The 15,782-nt window shown below is 72.5% G+C and carries 16 protein-coding genes, 1 other RNA gene and 1 pseudogene; 17 read left to right on the forward strand and 1 reads right to left on the reverse strand.

Annotated elements, in window-relative coordinates; translation table 11 throughout:
- The first annotated feature begins 27 nt into the window (after positions 1–27).
- From ftsE to ABDB74_RS04675, 17 genes and pseudogenes are all read left to right on the forward strand, one after another.
- Positions 28–717 (forward strand): cell division ATP-binding protein FtsE, encoded by a 690-nt coding sequence (gene ftsE, locus ABDB74_RS04600; protein ID WP_346622111.1) that lies wholly within the window; start codon positions 28–30, stop codon positions 715–717.
- A 61-nt stretch (positions 718–778) separates the two neighbouring features.
- Complete coding sequence (ftsX, locus tag ABDB74_RS04605) at positions 779–1,663, forward strand: permease-like cell division protein FtsX (RefSeq protein WP_346622112.1); 885 nt, start codon at positions 779–781, stop codon at positions 1,661–1,663.
- A gap of 215 nt (positions 1,664–1,878) precedes the next feature.
- Positions 1,879–2,355, forward strand: a complete 477-nt coding sequence (gene smpB, locus ABDB74_RS04610) for an SsrA-binding protein SmpB (RefSeq protein ID WP_346622113.1) — start codon at positions 1,879–1,881, stop codon at positions 2,353–2,355.
- A 2-nt stretch (positions 2,356–2,357) separates the two neighbouring features.
- The gene (locus tag ABDB74_RS04615; RefSeq protein ID WP_346622114.1) at positions 2,358–3,281 is read left to right on the forward strand and encodes an NADP-dependent oxidoreductase; all 924 of its coding nucleotides are present in this window, start codon (positions 2,358–2,360) and stop codon (positions 3,279–3,281) included.
- A complete protein-coding gene (locus ABDB74_RS04620; RefSeq protein WP_346622115.1) occupies positions 3,278–4,174 on the forward strand; it encodes an amidohydrolase family protein in 897 nt (298 codons plus the stop codon). Before ABDB74_RS04615 ends, ABDB74_RS04620 begins: the two co-directional genes overlap by 4 nt.
- The gene (locus tag ABDB74_RS04625; protein WP_346622116.1) at positions 4,171–4,539 is read left to right on the forward strand and encodes a VOC family protein; all 369 of its coding nucleotides are present in this window, start codon (positions 4,171–4,173) and stop codon (positions 4,537–4,539) included. The genes ABDB74_RS04620 and ABDB74_RS04625 overlap by 4 nt, the downstream gene beginning before the upstream one ends.
- 370 nt (positions 4,540–4,909) lie before the next feature.
- A pseudogene (locus tag ABDB74_RS20645) lies at positions 4,910–5,029 on the forward strand (GNAT family N-acetyltransferase); the annotation flags it as partial.
- 91 nt (positions 5,030–5,120) lie between these two features.
- Positions 5,121–5,717: a GNAT family N-acetyltransferase gene (locus ABDB74_RS04630; protein WP_346622118.1), complete on the forward strand. Its 597-nt coding sequence runs from the start codon at positions 5,121–5,123 to the stop codon at positions 5,715–5,717.
- A 10-nt stretch (positions 5,718–5,727) separates the two neighbouring features.
- Entirely contained in the window at positions 5,728–6,600 is an 873-nt protein-coding gene (locus ABDB74_RS04635; protein WP_346622119.1) for an SCO6745 family protein, read from the forward strand.
- 3 nt (positions 6,601–6,603) lie between these two features.
- Positions 6,604–7,146 carry a carboxymuconolactone decarboxylase family protein gene (locus tag ABDB74_RS04640; RefSeq protein ID WP_346622121.1) on the forward strand — a complete coding sequence of 181 codons (543 nt, stop codon included), beginning with the start codon at positions 6,604–6,606 and terminating at the stop codon, positions 7,144–7,146.
- Positions 7,147–7,419: 273 nt separating this feature from the next.
- A complete protein-coding gene (locus ABDB74_RS04645; RefSeq protein WP_346622123.1) occupies positions 7,420–8,571 on the forward strand; it encodes a magnesium and cobalt transport protein CorA in 1,152 nt (383 codons plus the stop codon).
- 67 nt (positions 8,572–8,638) lie between these two features.
- Positions 8,639–9,014: a transfer-messenger RNA gene (gene ssrA / locus ABDB74_RS04650) on the forward strand.
- Positions 9,015–9,282: 268 nt separating this feature from the next.
- The gene (locus ABDB74_RS04655; protein WP_346622124.1) at positions 9,283–10,917 is read left to right on the forward strand and encodes a sodium-dependent transporter; all 1,635 of its coding nucleotides are present in this window, start codon (positions 9,283–9,285) and stop codon (positions 10,915–10,917) included.
- Positions 10,914–11,048, forward strand: a complete 135-nt coding sequence (locus ABDB74_RS04660; RefSeq protein ID WP_346622126.1) for a methionine/alanine import family NSS transporter small subunit — start codon at positions 10,914–10,916, stop codon at positions 11,046–11,048. Before ABDB74_RS04655 ends, ABDB74_RS04660 begins: the two co-directional genes overlap by 4 nt.
- 309 nt (positions 11,049–11,357) lie before the next feature.
- Entirely contained in the window at positions 11,358–13,235 is a 1,878-nt protein-coding gene (locus ABDB74_RS04665; RefSeq protein WP_346622128.1) for a hypothetical protein, read from the forward strand.
- Positions 13,236–13,368: 133 nt separating this feature from the next.
- Entirely contained in the window at positions 13,369–13,743 is a 375-nt protein-coding gene (locus ABDB74_RS04670) for an ArsR/SmtB family transcription factor (RefSeq protein ID WP_407062164.1), read from the forward strand.
- Positions 13,740–14,372, forward strand: a complete 633-nt coding sequence (locus tag ABDB74_RS04675; RefSeq protein ID WP_346622131.1) for a cation transporter — start codon at positions 13,740–13,742, stop codon at positions 14,370–14,372. The genes ABDB74_RS04670 and ABDB74_RS04675 overlap by 4 nt, the downstream gene beginning before the upstream one ends.
- A gap of 72 nt (positions 14,373–14,444) precedes the next feature.
- On the opposite strand, the gene ABDB74_RS04680 is transcribed toward ABDB74_RS04675, so the two are convergent.
- On the reverse strand, positions 14,445–15,689 hold the full coding sequence (locus ABDB74_RS04680) for a serpin family protein (protein WP_346622133.1): 1,245 nt from the start codon (positions 15,687–15,689) through the stop codon (positions 14,445–14,447).
- Positions 15,690–15,782: the final 93 nt, after the last annotated feature.

Here is a 15,782-nt window from a genome sequence, read left to right on the forward strand (position 1 = left end):
CCGCCGGGACTAGTACCGTGGCCCCTCGTGATCGAATTGCAACACGTCACCAAGCTGTACCCGGCCAGCGGCCGGCCCGCCCTTGACGACGTGTCCACGGAGATCGACAAGGGCGAGTTCGTCTTCCTCATCGGCTCCTCCGGTTCGGGCAAGTCGACCTTCCTGCGGCTGCTGCTGAAGGAGGACGACCCGACGTCGGGCACGGTCAGCGTGAACGGCAAGACGCTCAACACCATGAGCAAGTGGCAGGTGCCCAAGCTGCGCCGCACGATGGGCTGCGTCTTCCAGGACTTCCGGCTGCTGCGCAACCGCACGGTCGCCCAGAACGTCGCCTTCGCCCTCGAGGTCATCAACAAGCCGCACCGGACGATCAAGCGGGTCGTCCCGGAGGTGCTGGAGATGGTCGGGCTGGAGGGCAAGGCCAACCGGCTGCCCGGCGAACTCTCCGGTGGTGAGCAGCAGCGGGTGGCCATCGCGCGCGCGTTCGTCAACCGGCCGCTGGTGCTGCTGGCCGACGAGCCCACCGGCAACCTCGACCCCGAGACCAGCGAGGGCATCATGCTGCTGCTCGAGCGGATCAACCGGACGGGCACCACGGTGATCATGGCGACGCACGACTACCACATCGTCGACTCGATGCGCCGTCGCGTCATCGAGCTCAACGGGGGAGTCCTCACCCGCGACCAGTCGCGCGGCGTCTACGGCGTGGGTCGCTAGCAGCCCACCACCGCACCGACACCGCCGACCGCGTCCGCACGCACTCCACGACAGGGAATCCATGCGCGTCAACTTCGTGCTCTCCGAGGTGGCCACCGGGCTGCGTCGCAACCTCACCATGACGGTCGCGATGATCCTGACCACGGCCATCTCGCTCGGCCTCATGGGCACCGGCCTGCTCATCGCCGGGATGATCTCCGAGATGAAGGAGATCTACTACGACAAGGTGCAGGTCTCCATCTTCCTGGCCGACGACGTCACCGACGAGCAGCGGCAGGCCATCCAGTCGGAGCTGGAGTCCTCCCCGGAGGTGGCGAGCTTCCTCTACGAGTCCCGCGAGGAGGCCTACGAGCGGTTCCGGCAGCAGTTCAGCCAGCAGCCGGAGCTCGTGGAGAACACCCCGCCGGACGCCCTGCCGGAGAGCTTCCGCGTCGAGCTGGTCAACCCCGAGCGCTACGAGGTCATCGCCGCCGAGTTCCCCAACGGGCAGGACGGCGTGGACCAGGTGCGCGACGAGGGGGAGTTCCTCGACCGCCTGTTCAGCCTGCTCAACGGCGCCCGCAACGCCACGATCGCCGTCGCCGTCGTGCAGGCGCTGGCGGCGCTGCTGCTGATCTCCAACACCATCCAGCTGGCCGCCTTCAACCGCCGCAACGAGACGAACATCATGCGGCTGGTCGGCGCCTCGCGCTGGTACACCCAGCTGCCGTTCATCCTCGAAGCGGCGTTCGCGGGGCTCATCGGTGGGCTCCTGGCCGCCGGCGGGCTGGTGCTGACCAAGGTGCTCTTCATCGACGAGACCCTGGAGGGACCGATCAAGGCGGGGATCATCCCGCCGGTCGAGTGGGACGCGATCATCACCAACAGCGTCATCGTCTCCGGGATGGGCGTCGCGCTGGCCGCCATCGCCGCGTACGTGACGCTGCGGCTGTACGTCCGGCTCTGACGTCGTCGTCCTCGGGACGACACCGCCCCTCCCACCCGTGATCGGGCAGGAGGGGCGGACGTCGTTGCGGGAGGCGGGTGCCGCGCCCGCGAGTCATGCGAACTCGGGGCGATCAGGCGCGGATGGCCCCGAGTGCGCAGGACTCGGCGTCAGGAGGCCTCCCCGGGTCCGCGTATCCGGCGGGCCACGATCGCCGGCCGCAGTAACCTGGGCCCATGCCGCGGGAACAAGGGCGCAAGTTCATCGCCCAGAACAAGAAGGCGCGGCACGACTACTCGATCCTCGACACCTACGAGGTGGGCCTGGTGCTCACCGGCACCGAGGTGAAGAGCCTGCGGGCCGGCCGTGCCTCCCTCGTCGACGGGTTCGCCTCGATCGACGACGGCGAGGTGTGGCTGCAGCACGTGCACATCCCCGAGTACACCGAGGGCACCTGGACCAACCACGCCCCGCGTCGCAAGCGCAAGGTGCTCATGCACCGCGAGGAGATCGACAAGCTCCTGGGCAAGACCCGCGAGGGCGGGCTCACGCTCGTGCCGCTGGACCTGTACTTCAAGGACGGCAAGGTCAAGGCCACCCTCGCGCTGGCGAAGGGCAAGAAGTCCTACGACAAGCGGCACGACCTCGCCGAGCGCGACTCGCGCCGGGAGATCCAGAAGGCCTTCGGGCGGTACGTGAAGGGACGGCGCTGAGCGTGCGGGGAATCGCCTACGACCGGTTCGGTGGCGTCGATGTGCTGCAGCTGCGCGACGACCTGCCCGAACCGCCGGTCGGCCCGGACACCGTGCTGGTGCGCACCCGCGCCGCCGGCGTCAACCCGGTCGACATCGGCATCCGCGAGGGCAATCTCGCGAGCTTCTTCCCGCACCGCTTCCCGATCGTGCCGGGCTGGGACCTCGCCGGCGTGGTCGAGGCCGTCGGGCCCGCGGTGGTCGACTTCGCCCCGGGTGACGAGGTGTTCGGCTACCTGCGCCGCGACGACGTGCAGTGGGGTACGGCGGCCGAGCTGGTGCCCGCGCCGCAGCGCTGCGTCGCGCACAAGCCGGAGTCGCTGTCGTTCACCGAGGCCGGCGCGCTGCCGCTGGCCGGGCTCACCGCCTACCAGGCGCTCACCGAGACGCTGGCCGTCGGTGAGGGCGACCGCGTCCTGGTGCACCGCGCGGCCGGCGGCGTCGGCTTCTTCGCCGTGCAGATCGCCGTCGCCCTGGGCGCGCACGTGATCGGCACGGCCAGCCCGCGCAACCACGGCTTCCTGACCGACGCCGGTGCCGCCGAGGTGCTCGACTACTCGGCCGGCCCGATCAGCCAGCAGCTGTCGGACGAGGTGGACGCCGTCCTCGACCTCAACGGCGGCGACGCGCTGGCCGACGCGCCGAACCAGGTGCGCGACGTGTCGCGGATCGCCAGCGTCGTCGACCCGTCGGTCAACGGGATGGGCGGGCGCTACGTCTTCGTCCGCCCCGAGCGGCACGATCTCGAGGAGTTGGCGCGCATGGCCGACGCCGGCCAGCTCCGGGTGGCGATCGCCAAGGCGTTCCCGCTCGAGCGGACCGGCGAGGCGCAGGAGCTGGTGGCCGGCGGGCACGTGCGCGGCAAGGTCGTCGTCACGGTCCCGTGAGCATCGAGCCGCCGGTCGGCGATGCCGACGTCCCCCGGTACTGGCGGGAACTCGGGCTGCCCGGGCTGGTCGACGTGCACGTGCACTTCCTCCCCGAGCCGGTGCAGGCCAAGGTCTGGCAGTACTTCGAGGCCGCCGGCACCCACTACGGGGCGGACTGGCCGGTCGCGTACCGGCTCCCCGTGGAGGAGCGGCTGGCCGTGCTCGACCGGCTGGGCGTGCGGGCGTTCCCGACGCTGCCGTACCCGCACAAGCCGGGGATGGCCGAGTGGCTGAACGAGTGGTCGCACGCGTTCGCCGCGGCGCACCCGCGGGTGCTGCAGTCGGCCACCTTCTACCCCGAGCCCGGGGCGCCGGCCTACGTGGCCGCGGCGCTCGACCGGGGTGCCCGGGTGTTCAAGGTGCACGTGCAGGTGGGTGCGTTCGATCCCCGTGACCGACTGCTCGACGAGGTCTGGGGGCGGCTCGAGGAGACCGGCACCCCGGTGGTCATCCACTGCGGCTCCGGGCCGCTCGCCGGCGAGCACACCGGGCCGGCGCCCATGGCCGGGCTGCTCGAGCGGTTTCCCCGGCTGCAGCTGGTGATCGCGCACCTCGGCATGCCCGAGTACCGCGAGTTCCTCGAGCTGGCCGAGCGGTACGAGCGGGTGCACCTGGACACCACCATGTTCGCCACCGACTTCACCGAGCGGCTGATGCCGTTCGACCCGGCCGACCGGCCCAGGCTGTCGGACCTGCGCGGCAAGGTGCTGCTCGGCAGCGACTTCCCGTCCATCCCGTACCCCTACGCCCACCAGCTGGCCGCGCTGCACCGGCTGGATCTCGGCGAGGACTGGCTGCGCGCCGTCCTCTGGGACAACGGGGCGCGGCTGTTCGGCCTGGAGGCGGCATGACCCGGTTCACGCTCACCGGCACGGTGCTCGACACGCCTGATCCGCAGGGGCTGGCCCGCTTCTACCAGCGGCTGCTCGGCTGGTCGCTGGGCACCGACGACCGGGAGTGGGTGACGCTCCACCCGGAGGGCGGCGGGGCCGGGCTGTCCTTCCAGCTGGAGCCCGGCCACGTTCCGCCGGTGTGGCCGGCCGGCGCCGGCGATCCGCGCATGCAGCTGCACCTCGACATCGCGGTCGACGACCTGGACGTCGCCGTGCAGCTCGCCGTCGAGGCCGGTGCCACGGTGGCCGCCTTCCAGCCGCAGGACCACGTCCGGGTGTGCCTCGACCCGGCCGGCCACCCGTTCTGCCTGTACGTGCCCTGACATCCGGTGGCCGCCCGGCCACCGGCTGCCTGGCCGCACGCCCCGTGCCCGCCGTGCCCGCCGCGTCCACCGTCCGGTCGCCGCACCCCGACGACAGCCCGGCCGTCGCCGGGCTGCTCGTCGCCGCGGTCGCGCGCGGCGACGGCCGGGCGGAGGGGCGCCCGTAGCCTGGATCCCCGTGTCCACGTCCCGCATCCCCGTCCCCGACGGCCTGACCGTCCGACCCCTGCGAGCCGACGACGCCGATGCGGTCGCCGCACTGCTCGCCGCGGCGGAGGCGGTGGACCACACCGGCGACCATCCCGACGCCGCCGACCTCACGGAGCTGTGGGTCAACGAGCTGGTCGACCTCGAGCACGACGGCCGGCTGGTGCAGCACCGCGACGGCACCGTCGTCGGCTACGCCACCACCATCGCCCCGCCGACGTTCCGGGACGCCTACGGCGTGCACCTGCAGGGCCGGGTGCACCCGGACTGGCGGGGTCGGGGCATCGGCCGGGCGCTGCTGGACTGGCAGCTCGAGCGCGGGGCCGAGCTGCACGCGACGCGCCATCCGGACGCGCCGGCGGCTCACCGCGACCGTGTACACCAGCCAGACGTCCGTGGAGGCGCTGCTGCGCCGGGCCGGTCTGGAGCAGCTGCGCTGGTTCTTCCACATGGAGCGTCCGCTCACCGGGCTGCCCGACCGCCGGGTGGTCGAGGGCGTGCACCTGGTGTCCTTCACCTGGGACCGCGACGAGGAGGTGCGGCGCGCGCACAACGCGGCGTTCACCGAGCACTACGGGTCCAGCGAGCGCGACGTCGTCTCCTGGCAGGTGATGTTCAGCGGCATGCGAGCCTTCCGCCCCGACCTGTCGGTGCTGGCGGTGATCGACGGCGAGGTCGTCGCCTACGCGCTGGCCTACGTGCACGAGTCGGCCACGCGGGCGACCGGGACCCGGCAGTGCTACTTCGGGCAGATCGGCGTGGTGCCGCGGGCCCGGGGTCTCGGGCTGTCGAAGGCGGTCATCATCGAGGCGCTGCACGTGGCCGCGGCGAAGGACTGCGGGACGGCGGGGCTGGAGGTCGACAGCGAGAACTCAACGGGGGCGCTCGGTCTCTACGAGAGCCTCGGTTTCCGGACGGCGCACACCCAGGTCTCCTGGTCCAGGCGGCTGTCCCCGCTGCCGCGTGACTAAGGTCCGGCGCATGGTCAGCGCCGATCACCCCGTCTTCGACCCCGCCCTCGTCGGCCGTGCCCACCGCGCGGTCGATCCGCTGCACTCCCAGCTCTACTTCGCCCCGGAGCAGGACGAGCACCTCAGCGCCATCGGGCTCAAGCCGGGGCGGATGTCCTACTTCGCCGGTCGCGCCGCCCCGATGGGTGCCGTGGGCGCCGGCGTCGTCACGGCGACGTTCTACAACTTCGCGCCGTCGCTGGTCGCGCACATGATCCCGCGGGCCTGGACGATCGCCTCGCCGGAGCGGGTGGTGGCCGCCCGCTGGGACGCCGCGCGGGCGTCGCTCACCCGGCTGCTGGGTGCGGAGGCCGCCGGGTCGCCGGAGGTCGCGGAGCTCGGCGGGCTGCTGCGCGAGGCCTGCGACGGACTCAGCGCGGAGGGCCGGCCGCTGTACGCCGGGCACGCCGACCTGCCGTGGCCCGAGGAGCCGCTGCTGGTCCTGTGGCACGGCGCCTCCTTGCTGCGCGAGCACCGCGGTGACGGGCACGTCGCCGTCCTGGTGCACGCAGGCCTGTCCGGGCTCGAGGCGCTGATCACCCACTGCGCCACCGGCCGGGGCTTCACCGAGCCGGCCGCCAAGGCCACCCGCGGCTGGAGCGACGAGCAATGGGCCGCCGGCTGTGCCGCCCTCGCCGACCGCGGGCTCCTCGACGACGCCGGGCTGACCGAGGAGGGCGCCGAGCTGCGCGCCCGGATCGAGGTGCAGACCGACGCGCTGGCGGCCGACCCGTGGCTGTCGCTGGGCGCGGAGAAGACGGCGCGGGTGGTCGAGCTGGGCAAGGGGCTGTCCCGCACCATCACCGCCAACGGCGCGTTCGGGCAAGGCATCTTCGGTCGCTGACCCGTGACGACCGACGACGACACCCCCCGCCTGCCGCCGGCCGCCGAGGACGGCGCCGTGGCCGAGCTCATGCGCGCCCGACGCGGCGGGCGGCTCAGCGCGCTCGACCTGCTGCTGCTGCACAGCCCGCCCGTCGCCGAGGGGTGGAACGCGCTCCTCGGCGCGCTGCGCTCCTCGACGCTGCCCGGCGACCTGCGGGAGCTGGTCGTCCTGCGGGTGGCGGTCCTGAACGACGCCGCCTTCGAGTGGGCGGCCCACGAGCCGATCGGCCGGCGCGCCGGTCTCACCGATGCGCAGCTCGAGCTGCTGCGCCGGCCGGACGCGGCCGGGGACGCCTGGTCCCCGGTGCAGTCCGCCGTCCTCGCGTTCACCGATGCCTCGACCCGCGCGGTGGCCGTCCCCGATGCGGTGTTCGCCGCGGTGCGCGAACACCTCGACGACCGGCAGGTCGTCGAGCTCACGGCCACCGTCGCCGGCTACGCCATGGTGTCGCGGTTCCTCGTCGCGCTCGAGATCCCGCCACCCACGGGCGAGGTCGCCGGCTAGCTCGCGCCTCCGGCGACGGGGTCGGCAGCGCGCGAGAGCGGCGCGCTCACCCGTGTGGGCGAACACACCTCGGGCCCGGGGCGGCTGCCGTGGGATCATGGACGACGGCCGTGGCACGAGGCGGCGGCCCGACCCGGGAGGAGGACGCGGTGCGCAGCGAGCCTCCCAGTACCGAGCCCGAGGTCCTCCCCGCCTGACCCGCACCGGCTGCGACGGCGCGCGAGGACCGCTCCGGTGTCCACCGCTGTCCCCCCGTCGCCCCGGGAGCCCGCCATGGCCGAGCGTCGTCGTGCGCCGCTGACCGCCCTGTCCACCCTCACCCGCCGTCCGCGGGTGGAGGTGTTCACGCCCGTCGCCCACACCCCCGCACCCGCACCCGAATCCACTCCCCGGCCGCCGGCGCCGTCCCGGATGGTCGACAACGCCGTCTACTCCGACGGCTACCGGGTCGCCACCCCCGAGTCGGCTGCCGAGAGCCTGCAGGAGGTCACCGAGGGGGAGGGGCGGCTGGCGTGGCTGGGGCTCTACCGGCCGGAGCCGGGGGAGCTGGGGGAGCTGGCCGAGCTGTTCGACCTGCCGGAGCTCGCCGTCGAGGACGCGATCAAGGCCCACCAGCGGCCCAAGTTCGAGCGCTACGGCAGCACGCTGTTCGTAGTCCTCAAGGCCGCGCGGTACCTCGATGCGGTCGAGGAGGTCGAGTTCGGCGAGCTGCACCTGTTCCTCGGGCCGCACTTCGCGATCACCGTCCGGCACAGCGAGTCGCCGGACCTGTCCCGGGTGCGCCGCCGGCTCGAGAGCGACCCGGCGCTGCTGGCCAAGGGCAGCGAGTCGGTGCTGTACGCGACGCTCGACGCCGTCGTCGACGGGTACCGGCCGGTGGTCGACGGGCTGGCCAACGACATCGACGAGATCGAGACGCAGGTCTTCGGCGGCGACCCCGGGGTCTCCCGGCGCATCTACGAGCTGTCGCAGGAGGTGCTGGAGTTCCAGCGCGCCGCCCAGCCGCTCACCGGCATCATCGCCGGGCTCACCGCCGGCTTCGACAAGTACGGGGTGGACGAGGAGCTGCGCAGCTACCTGCGTGACGTCGCCGACCACGTCATCCAGGTCAACGAGCGGGTGGAGGGCTTCCGCCTGCAGCTGCGCGACATCCTCACGGTCAACGCGACGCTGGTGGCGCAGCGGCAGAACGAGGAGATCCGCGAGCTCACCGAGACGAGCATCGCCCAGGGCGAGGAGGTCAAGAAGATCTCTGCCTGGGCGGCCATCCTGTTCGCGCCCAGTCTGGTGGGCGGGGTCTACGGCATGAACTTCGACCAGATGCCCGAGCTCGACGAGTGGTGGGGCTACCCGTTCGCGCTGCTGCTGATGGTCAGCGTCAGCCTCACCCTCTACCTGGTCTTCAAGCGCCGCGACTGGATCTGACCGCCCGCCGGCGGCGCGGGGAACAACTCCCGGAGCGGTGCCGTTAGACTGGTCGAACAACTACACAGGGGGCGATTGGTCTCGACTGCGGTCGTTTGACCAGGGGAAGCGAGCCGAGGAAGGCAACGATGATCTCGTTAACCATCCGTTGCAAAAAACACAAGCGCCGATTCCAATCAGCGCGACTTCGCTCTCGCTGCCTGACGGCAGCTAGGCGAGTCTGTCAGCCCGGGTTCGTCATCGGCCCGGATCCTGGCATCAGCTAGATGACTCACCGCACGCACCGGTCGCGGGTGCGTGTGGGACACCGAACAGCGACTGGGCCCGTCATCCCGACTCGTTCGTGAGATCGGGAGGGCCGAGCAGAGGCAGAGCGAACTGCGCTCGGAGAAGCCCTGGTGATGCGTCGCAGGACGCGGGTTCGATTCCCGCCGCCTCCACCCCGACGAGAGCCCGGGAGGTCACTGACCTCCCGGGCTCTCGTGCGTCCGGGCCGGGCAGAAGGCGCCCCGGCGACGGGTGGTCCGGCTGGCCTCCGCTCGGTCGGTGCTGCTGGCGACGACGTCCTCGGCGGCGCACCGGCGCATCGCTCCGACCACGACTCCCCGGCAGCGGGAGGGCCCGACTCCTGACATCCTCTCTCCGACGGCGCGACGTCGACCGGCGCTCCATGAGTGCGCAGGCTCGGCGGATCACGACACAGGAGGTCGCATGAGCACGACGGCGGGGCCGGCCCCGGGGCAGGCTGACGAGGAGCGCCGTCGCGGCGCGTTCAGCTCCCGGCGCGTCTTCATCCTGGCGGCGATCGGCTCGGCGGTCGGGCTCGGCAACATCTGGCGGTTCCCGTACGTCGCCTACGAGAACGGCGGCGGCGCCTTCCTGCTGCCCTACCTGGTCGCGCTGCTGACCGCCGGCATCCCGTTCCTGCTGCTCGACTACGCGATCGGCCACCGCCACCGCGGCTCCGCGCCGCTCTCCTTCGCCCGGCTGCGCCGCGGCACCGAGGGGCTCGGCTGGTGGCAGGTGGGCATCTGCTTCGTCATCGCCGTCTACTACGCCGCGGTGCTGGCCTGGGCGCTGCGCTACACCTTCTTCTCGATCGACCAGGCCTGGGGCGCCGACCCAGAGGCGTTCTTCTTCGAGGAGTTCCTCCAGGCCGGTGACGTCGCGGTCACCGCCGACGTGGTGCCCGGGGTGCTCGTGCCCCTGGCGCTGGTCTGGCTGGCCGTCCTGGTGATCATGGCCCTCGGCGTCCAGCGCGGGATCGGGATGGTCTCGCTGGTCTTCATCCCGCTCCTGGTGCTCACCTTCGTCGCCCTCGTCGTGCAGGCGCTGCTGCTGCCGGGCGCAGGGATCGGCCTCGACGCGTTCTTCGCGCCCGACTGGTCGGCACTCACCTCGGCCCCCGTCTGGGCCGCCGCGTTCGGTCAGATCTTCTTCTCGCTGTCGGTCGGCTTCGGCATCATGATCACGTATGCCTCGTACGTCAGCCGCCGCGAGGACATGGTCGGCTCCGGCCTCGTCGTGGGCTTCTCGAACTCCGGCTTCGAGCTGCTCGCCGGCATCGGGGTGTTCGCCGCCCTGGGCTTCATGGCCCAGGCCAACGGGGTCGCGGTCGACGAGGTCGCCAGCGGCGGGATCGGCCTGGCCTTCATCGCCTTCCCGGCGATCATCAGCGAAGCACCCGGCGGCGCCCTCCTCGGCGTCCTGTTCTTCGGGTCGCTGGTCATCGCCGGCATCACGTCGCTGATCAGCGTGATCGAGGTGGTGATCTCCGCGGTCCGCGACAAGCTCGACACCGGCCGCCTCACCGCGACCCTCGCCGTCGGCGTTCCCGCCGCGGTGCTGAGTCTGGTGCTCTTCAGCACGACGAGCGGCGTCTACGTGCTCGACGTCGTCGACCACTTCGTCAACCAGTACGGCATCCTCGTCGTGGCGCTGGTCAGCATGCTGGTCGTCGCCTGGGCGCTCCGGGCCCTGCCCGCTCTCGGTACGCACCTGAACGTCCACGGCCGTCCCCAGGTCGGCACCGGCTGGCGGCTGCTGACGAGCGTCGTCGCCCCGTTGGGCCTGGCCGTCGTCCTCGTCCTCGGGCTGCGGGACGACATCGCCGCGCCCTACGAGGACTACCCCGCCTGGCTCCTGCTGGTCCTCGGCTGGGCGTTGGTCGTGGCCCTGCCGCTCATCGGCTTCCTCCTCGCCCGGCTGCCGTGGCGCGACGGGACCCACCTGGACGGACCACCGCCCGGCTCCGATCCGGCGGCGCCCCTGCACCCGACCCCCGCGACGGGCCCGGCCGCCCACAACCCCCCGGCGATCGGGCAGGACGAGGGAGGACTCCGATGAGCACGCCCGCGATCGTGATGATGGTGGTGGCGATGGTCGTGATCTGGGGCGGTCTCGCCCTGGCCATCGCCAACCTGCTGCGCCACGGCGCCGTCGAGGATCGGACCGAGAACCTGCGCCGGGACCGCTGACCCCGGGCGGACGACGGCCGGGGTCGGCAGGACGGCCGGAACCGTCATCACCGGCCTCGATGCGGACCATCAGCACATTCGTCTTCCGTGACCCACCGCACTCGCTGACAGTGATGCGCGTCGCATTCCGCGCATGCCGAACCCCGGCAGCCGTCCGCGCGGTCGTCGTCGGTCACGACGGCGTCCGGTTGCGGGCGGTCCGTGCCGGACGGCGCGGCTGCAGCCGATCGCTGCGGCCGACCGACGAAGGGGAGTCGCTTGAGGAACAGGACAACCGGGAGGCCGAGGAGTTCGTTCGTCCTCGTCGGCATGGCGGGGGCGCTCGCGTTCACCGCGCTGGCGCCGGTACCGGCCGCCGCAGCGCCGGGCGGGGCTCCGGACTTCGGACCGAACGTGCGGATCTTCGACGAGAGCACGCCGCTCGAGGAGATCAACGCGTACCTGATGAGCATCTCGGACGCAGCCGAGTTCAGCACCGACCGGCACGCCGTGTTCTTCGAGCCGGGCACGTACGGGAGCGCCGCGGGGCAGGACGACCCGTCGACCGCCACGGGCATCGTCAACTCCGAGGTCGGCTACTACACCTCCATCCAGGGCCTCGGCGCCTCACCCGAGGACGTGGTGATCAACGGTGCGCTGCACGTCGAGCCGGTGCAGGAGGCGGACACCGGGCCCTCGAACTCGCTGACCAGGTTCTGGCGGTCCCTCGGCAACCTGACGATCAACCCGATCCAGCGGCCCGTGGGCCCGGACGCGGACCGGCCGCGCCCGGAGGGCATCGCCGAGCCGCACACCATGCGCTGGGCCGTGTCGCAGGCCGCCCCGCTGCGCCGGGTCAACATCGAGGGCAACCTCGACCTCACCGGGCGGTACGGCGCCACCGCGTTCGGGACCTACATCGCCAACAGCCGGATCGAGGGCACGGTGACCAGCGGCGACGCGCGGGTGGAGTACGCCCAGGCCCAGTGGTACACGCGGGACAGCGAGATCGGCGGCTGGGACGGCGCCGGCATCAACTACGTGTTCTCCGGCGTGCGAGGTGCACCGCAGACCGACTTCGGGGCCCGCGGCACGACGACGTTGCCGAGCACCCCGATCTCACGGGAGGCCCCGTTCCTGTACCTGGATGGCGACGAGTACGAGGTCTTCGTGCCGTCGGCGAAGCCGGAGACGTCGGGGACGCACTGGGGGACGGGTCAGGGCGACGGGGTCTCGATCCCGATCGACCGCTTCTTCATCGCGAAGCCCGGGAACTCCGCCGCCACGATCAACGCGGCGCTGGCCGCCGGGAAGCACCTGCTCCTCACGCCCGGTGTCTACTCGCTGGACGCCCCGATCCGGGTGACGCGGGCCGACACGGTGGTCATGGGCATGGGGTACGCCTCGCTCGCCCCGGCCGCGGGCACGGCCGCGATCGAGGTGGGCGACGTCCCGGGCGTGGTCGTCTCGAGCCTGACCGTCGACTCGGGCCCCGCGACGGACGTGCTGATCCGGGTGGGCACCCGGGGCGGCCACTCCGGCATCGTGGTGAACCCGACGACGCTGACCGACGTGTTCGTCCGGGTCGGCGGCGCCCGGCCCGGCCAGGCGACCACGAGCGTGGAGGTCAACAGCAACCACGTGATCCTCGACCACACCTGGCTCTGGCGTGCCGACCACGGTGCCGGTGCGGGCTGGGAGAGCAACCTCGCCGACCACGGCCTGGTCGTGAACGGTGACGACGTCACCGCGCTCGGCCTGTTCGTGGAGCACTACCAGGAGGAGCAGGTGATCTGGAACGGCGAGCGTGGACGGACCGTGTTCTTCCAGAGCGAGATGCCCTACGACCCGCCGAACCAGGCGGCGTGGATGAACGGCACCGCGGAGGGTTATGCGGCGTACGTCGTCGGGGACCACGTGAAGAAGCACGAGGCGACCGGGATGGCGATCTACTCGCTGTTCCTGGCCGGGTTCGGGCCGTATGGGCCGCTGTCCGGTCCCCAGGTGCACGCCTCGAGCGCCATCGAGGGGCCGGTGCCGGCGAACGTCCGCTTCCGGTCGATGGCGACCGGGGTCATCGCCGCGGGCGGAGGGATCCGGCACGTCGTCAACGACGCCGGCGCAGCGGTCGACGCCGCTGCGCCCAACGACGCGGTGCACGGGATGACGGCCGTCACCCGCCTGGCGTCCTATCCCGCCCGGTGGTGACCGTGCTCGTCGCCTGACGAGGTCGAGCACCGGCCGCGGAGCTCCCGATCGCACCACGCGGTCGGGAGCTCCGTCCGCGGTCGGAGGCTGTCGACCGTCATCCGATCGGTGGCGCTATCATCGCCGGATGACGATGGAAACGATGGCCGGTGGCGACGTCGAGCCGTCGCTCGACGAGCCGGCGGCGCTCTCGGCGGCGGCGTGCCTGTTCCGCGGCCTCGGCGACCCGGCCCGGCTGGCGATCCTCCGCCACCTGGTGCTCGGTGAGCACAAGGTCGTGGACCTCACCAACCACCTCGGGCTGGCGCAGTCCACCGTCTCGGCGCACCTGGCCTGCCTCCGCGACTGCGGGCTGGTCTCCTCGCGGCCGCAGGGCCGGGCGTCCATGTGGTCGCTGAACCACGCCCCCCACCTGCTCGACCTCCTCGCCGCGGCCGAGCGCCTGCTGGCCGCCACCGGGGACGCGGTCGCCCTGTGCCCGACGTACGGCGAGGCGGCACACCGGTGAGCGCCCCCACGGTCACGGCACGGGCCCGCCGGGCGATCCGGCTGGAGCAGTTCACCATCGGTTACAACGTCGTCGAGATGGCCATCGCGGTCACCGCCGGGCTGGCCGCCGGACTCATCTCCCTCGTCGGGTTCGGTGTCGACTCCGGCATCGAGGTCGCCGCCGCCACCGTCGTGCTGATCCGGCTGTACGCCGAGGTCCGCGGCGGGGAGCCCGACGAGGTCAAGGAGCGGCGGGCGCTGAAGTTCATCGCCGTCACCTTCTTCGCGCTGGCCGCGTACGTCACCTACGAGGGCATCCGCCGCCTCGCCGGCGAGGAGACGCCGGAGACGAGCCTGGTCGGCATCGTCCTGCTGGCCGCCTCCGTCGTGGTCATGCCGCTGCTGGCCCGCGCCAAGCGCCGGGCCGGGGAGGCACTTGGCTCCCGGCTGGTGATCGCCGACGCGAACGAGACCCGGCTGTGCGCCTGGCTGTCGGTCTCCACCCTGATCGGCCTGCTGGCCTTGGCCGCGTTCGGGTGGACCTGGGTCGACGCCGTCGCCGGGTTCGTGATCGCCGGGTTCGCGGTCATGGAGGGCAGGGAGGCCTGGGAGGGCGAGCTGACCTGCGACGACGACGAGTGCTCGTGACCACCGTCGCGCTGATCCCGGACGTCCTCGCGCTCGCCGTGCCGTCGCCGGCGTCGGCCGCGGTCCCGGCGATCAGTCCGAGGGGTCGCCGACGACGGCCACGAACAGCGGCGAGCGGGTGGCGGTGTCGGTGAGGACCAGCAGGAAGGGCCGGTCGGACGACACGACCTCCGCCGGGGCTGCCGCGGCCGCCTCCTCGACCACCACGCCGGTGGCAGCGGCGGCCTCGGTGCCTTCCTCGTCCACCTCCAGGAAGGTCTGCTGGACCACCTGCGAGATGGCGACGTCGGCGCGGCCGAGCGCCGAGTAGTCGCCCGCCACCGGAAGGCCCATCGCGGCCAGCACGTCGAGCAGCTGGTGCGACTGCTCGATCCTCAGCTGCGGCAGCCGCACGCCGACGGTGCGGGCCCCGGCGGCCTGCAGGGCGGCCAGCGTCGCCGCGTCGACGGCGCAGGGGTCGGTGCCCTCCGGCGGCAGGACGGCGACGGCGGCGAGCGTCCCGTCGCGGTAGGGCAGCTCCACCGACCGCCACCCGTCCGCGGTGCGGCCGGCCCCCGTCGCCCCGCTCATCATCTCGACGGACACCTCGCCGGACGGCGTCGTGAACGCAGCCGCCGCGGTGCCGGTGAACGGCACCGCCCACCGGGCCTTCAGGTGCAGGGCGTTGGTCAGCACGGCGACCGTCCTCGGGCGCAGCGGCTCGTCGAAGAGCTCGTCGACGACCCCGCGGGTGTCCTCCTCGACCGTGGCGTTGATCCGGTCGGTGGCCCCCTCGGGGTCGCCGGCGAAGTCGAGTGCCCGTACGTCGGCGTCGAAGGCGGTGGCGATCGCGTCGAGGTAGTCGCGGTCCGGTTCCACGCCGGCGGCGGCCCACAGCCGGTTGCTGGTCTGCAGGGAGTCCGGCGCCTCCTCGTCGTCGAGGTCCCCGTCGTGGCGGAGGGCGTCCATCCCGCTGGTGTGGTCACGCAGCGCCGCGACGAGCTCCGGTGACCACTCCGGCAGGTGCAGCAGGGCCCCGACCGCGTCCGCGGTCCCGCCCGCGCTCGCCGGGTACAGCAGACCCAGTGCCTGCGCCGCCGAGGTGGGGGAGAGCAGCACGTCGGCATCGCCGGTGCTCTCGCAGACCGCGTGCAGCAGGTCGAGGCCGAAGGCGGTCTGCGCCTCGGCGACGTCCCGCGCGGTCAGCTCACCGGCCTGCACCGGCACGGCGTCGCCGCGGTGCAGGGTGGGAGCGGCACCCGCCGTGCCGCAGGCGGTCAGCGTCACCACCGCGCCCGCCGCGACGGCCAGCCGCGGCCGGCGTGCCCGTCCGCCCACGACGTGCTCCTCCCCGCACCGCGCGGTGCGATCGGCCGACGGAGCGATCGTGGATGTCGGGCGGCGTCCGGTCCAGGCCCGGCCGCCCGTCGT

The organism is Blastococcus sp. HT6-4, assembly GCF_039679125.1.
Lineage (GTDB): Bacteria > Actinomycetota > Actinomycetes > Mycobacteriales > Geodermatophilaceae > Blastococcus > Blastococcus montanus.

Excerpts from the sequence above, each read along its gene's own strand:
- ABDB74_RS04645 (WP_346622123.1), top strand. The coding sequence starts at position 7,420 with ATGGCCGAGCGTCGTCGTGCGCCGCTGACCGCCCTGTCCACCCTCACC.
- ABDB74_RS04665 (WP_346622128.1), top strand. The coding sequence starts at position 11,358 with ATGGCGGGGGCGCTCGCGTTCACCGCGCTGGCGCCGGTACCGGCCGCC.
- ftsX (WP_346622112.1), top strand. The coding sequence starts at position 779 with ATGCGCGTCAACTTCGTGCTCTCCGAGGTGGCCACCGGGCTGCGTCGC.
- smpB (WP_346622113.1), top strand. The coding sequence starts at position 1,879 with ATGCCGCGGGAACAAGGGCGCAAGTTCATCGCCCAGAACAAGAAGGCG.
- ABDB74_RS04625 (WP_346622116.1), top strand. The coding sequence starts at position 4,171 with ATGACCCGGTTCACGCTCACCGGCACGGTGCTCGACACGCCTGATCCG.
- ABDB74_RS04670 (WP_407062164.1), top strand. The coding sequence starts at position 13,369 with ATGGAAACGATGGCCGGTGGCGACGTCGAGCCGTCGCTCGACGAGCCG.
- ABDB74_RS04660 (WP_346622126.1), top strand. The coding sequence starts at position 10,914 with ATGAGCACGCCCGCGATCGTGATGATGGTGGTGGCGATGGTCGTGATC.
- ABDB74_RS04635 (WP_346622119.1), top strand. The coding sequence starts at position 5,728 with ATGGTCAGCGCCGATCACCCCGTCTTCGACCCCGCCCTCGTCGGCCGT.
- ABDB74_RS04655 (WP_346622124.1), top strand. The coding sequence starts at position 9,283 with ATGAGCACGACGGCGGGGCCGGCCCCGGGGCAGGCTGACGAGGAGCGC.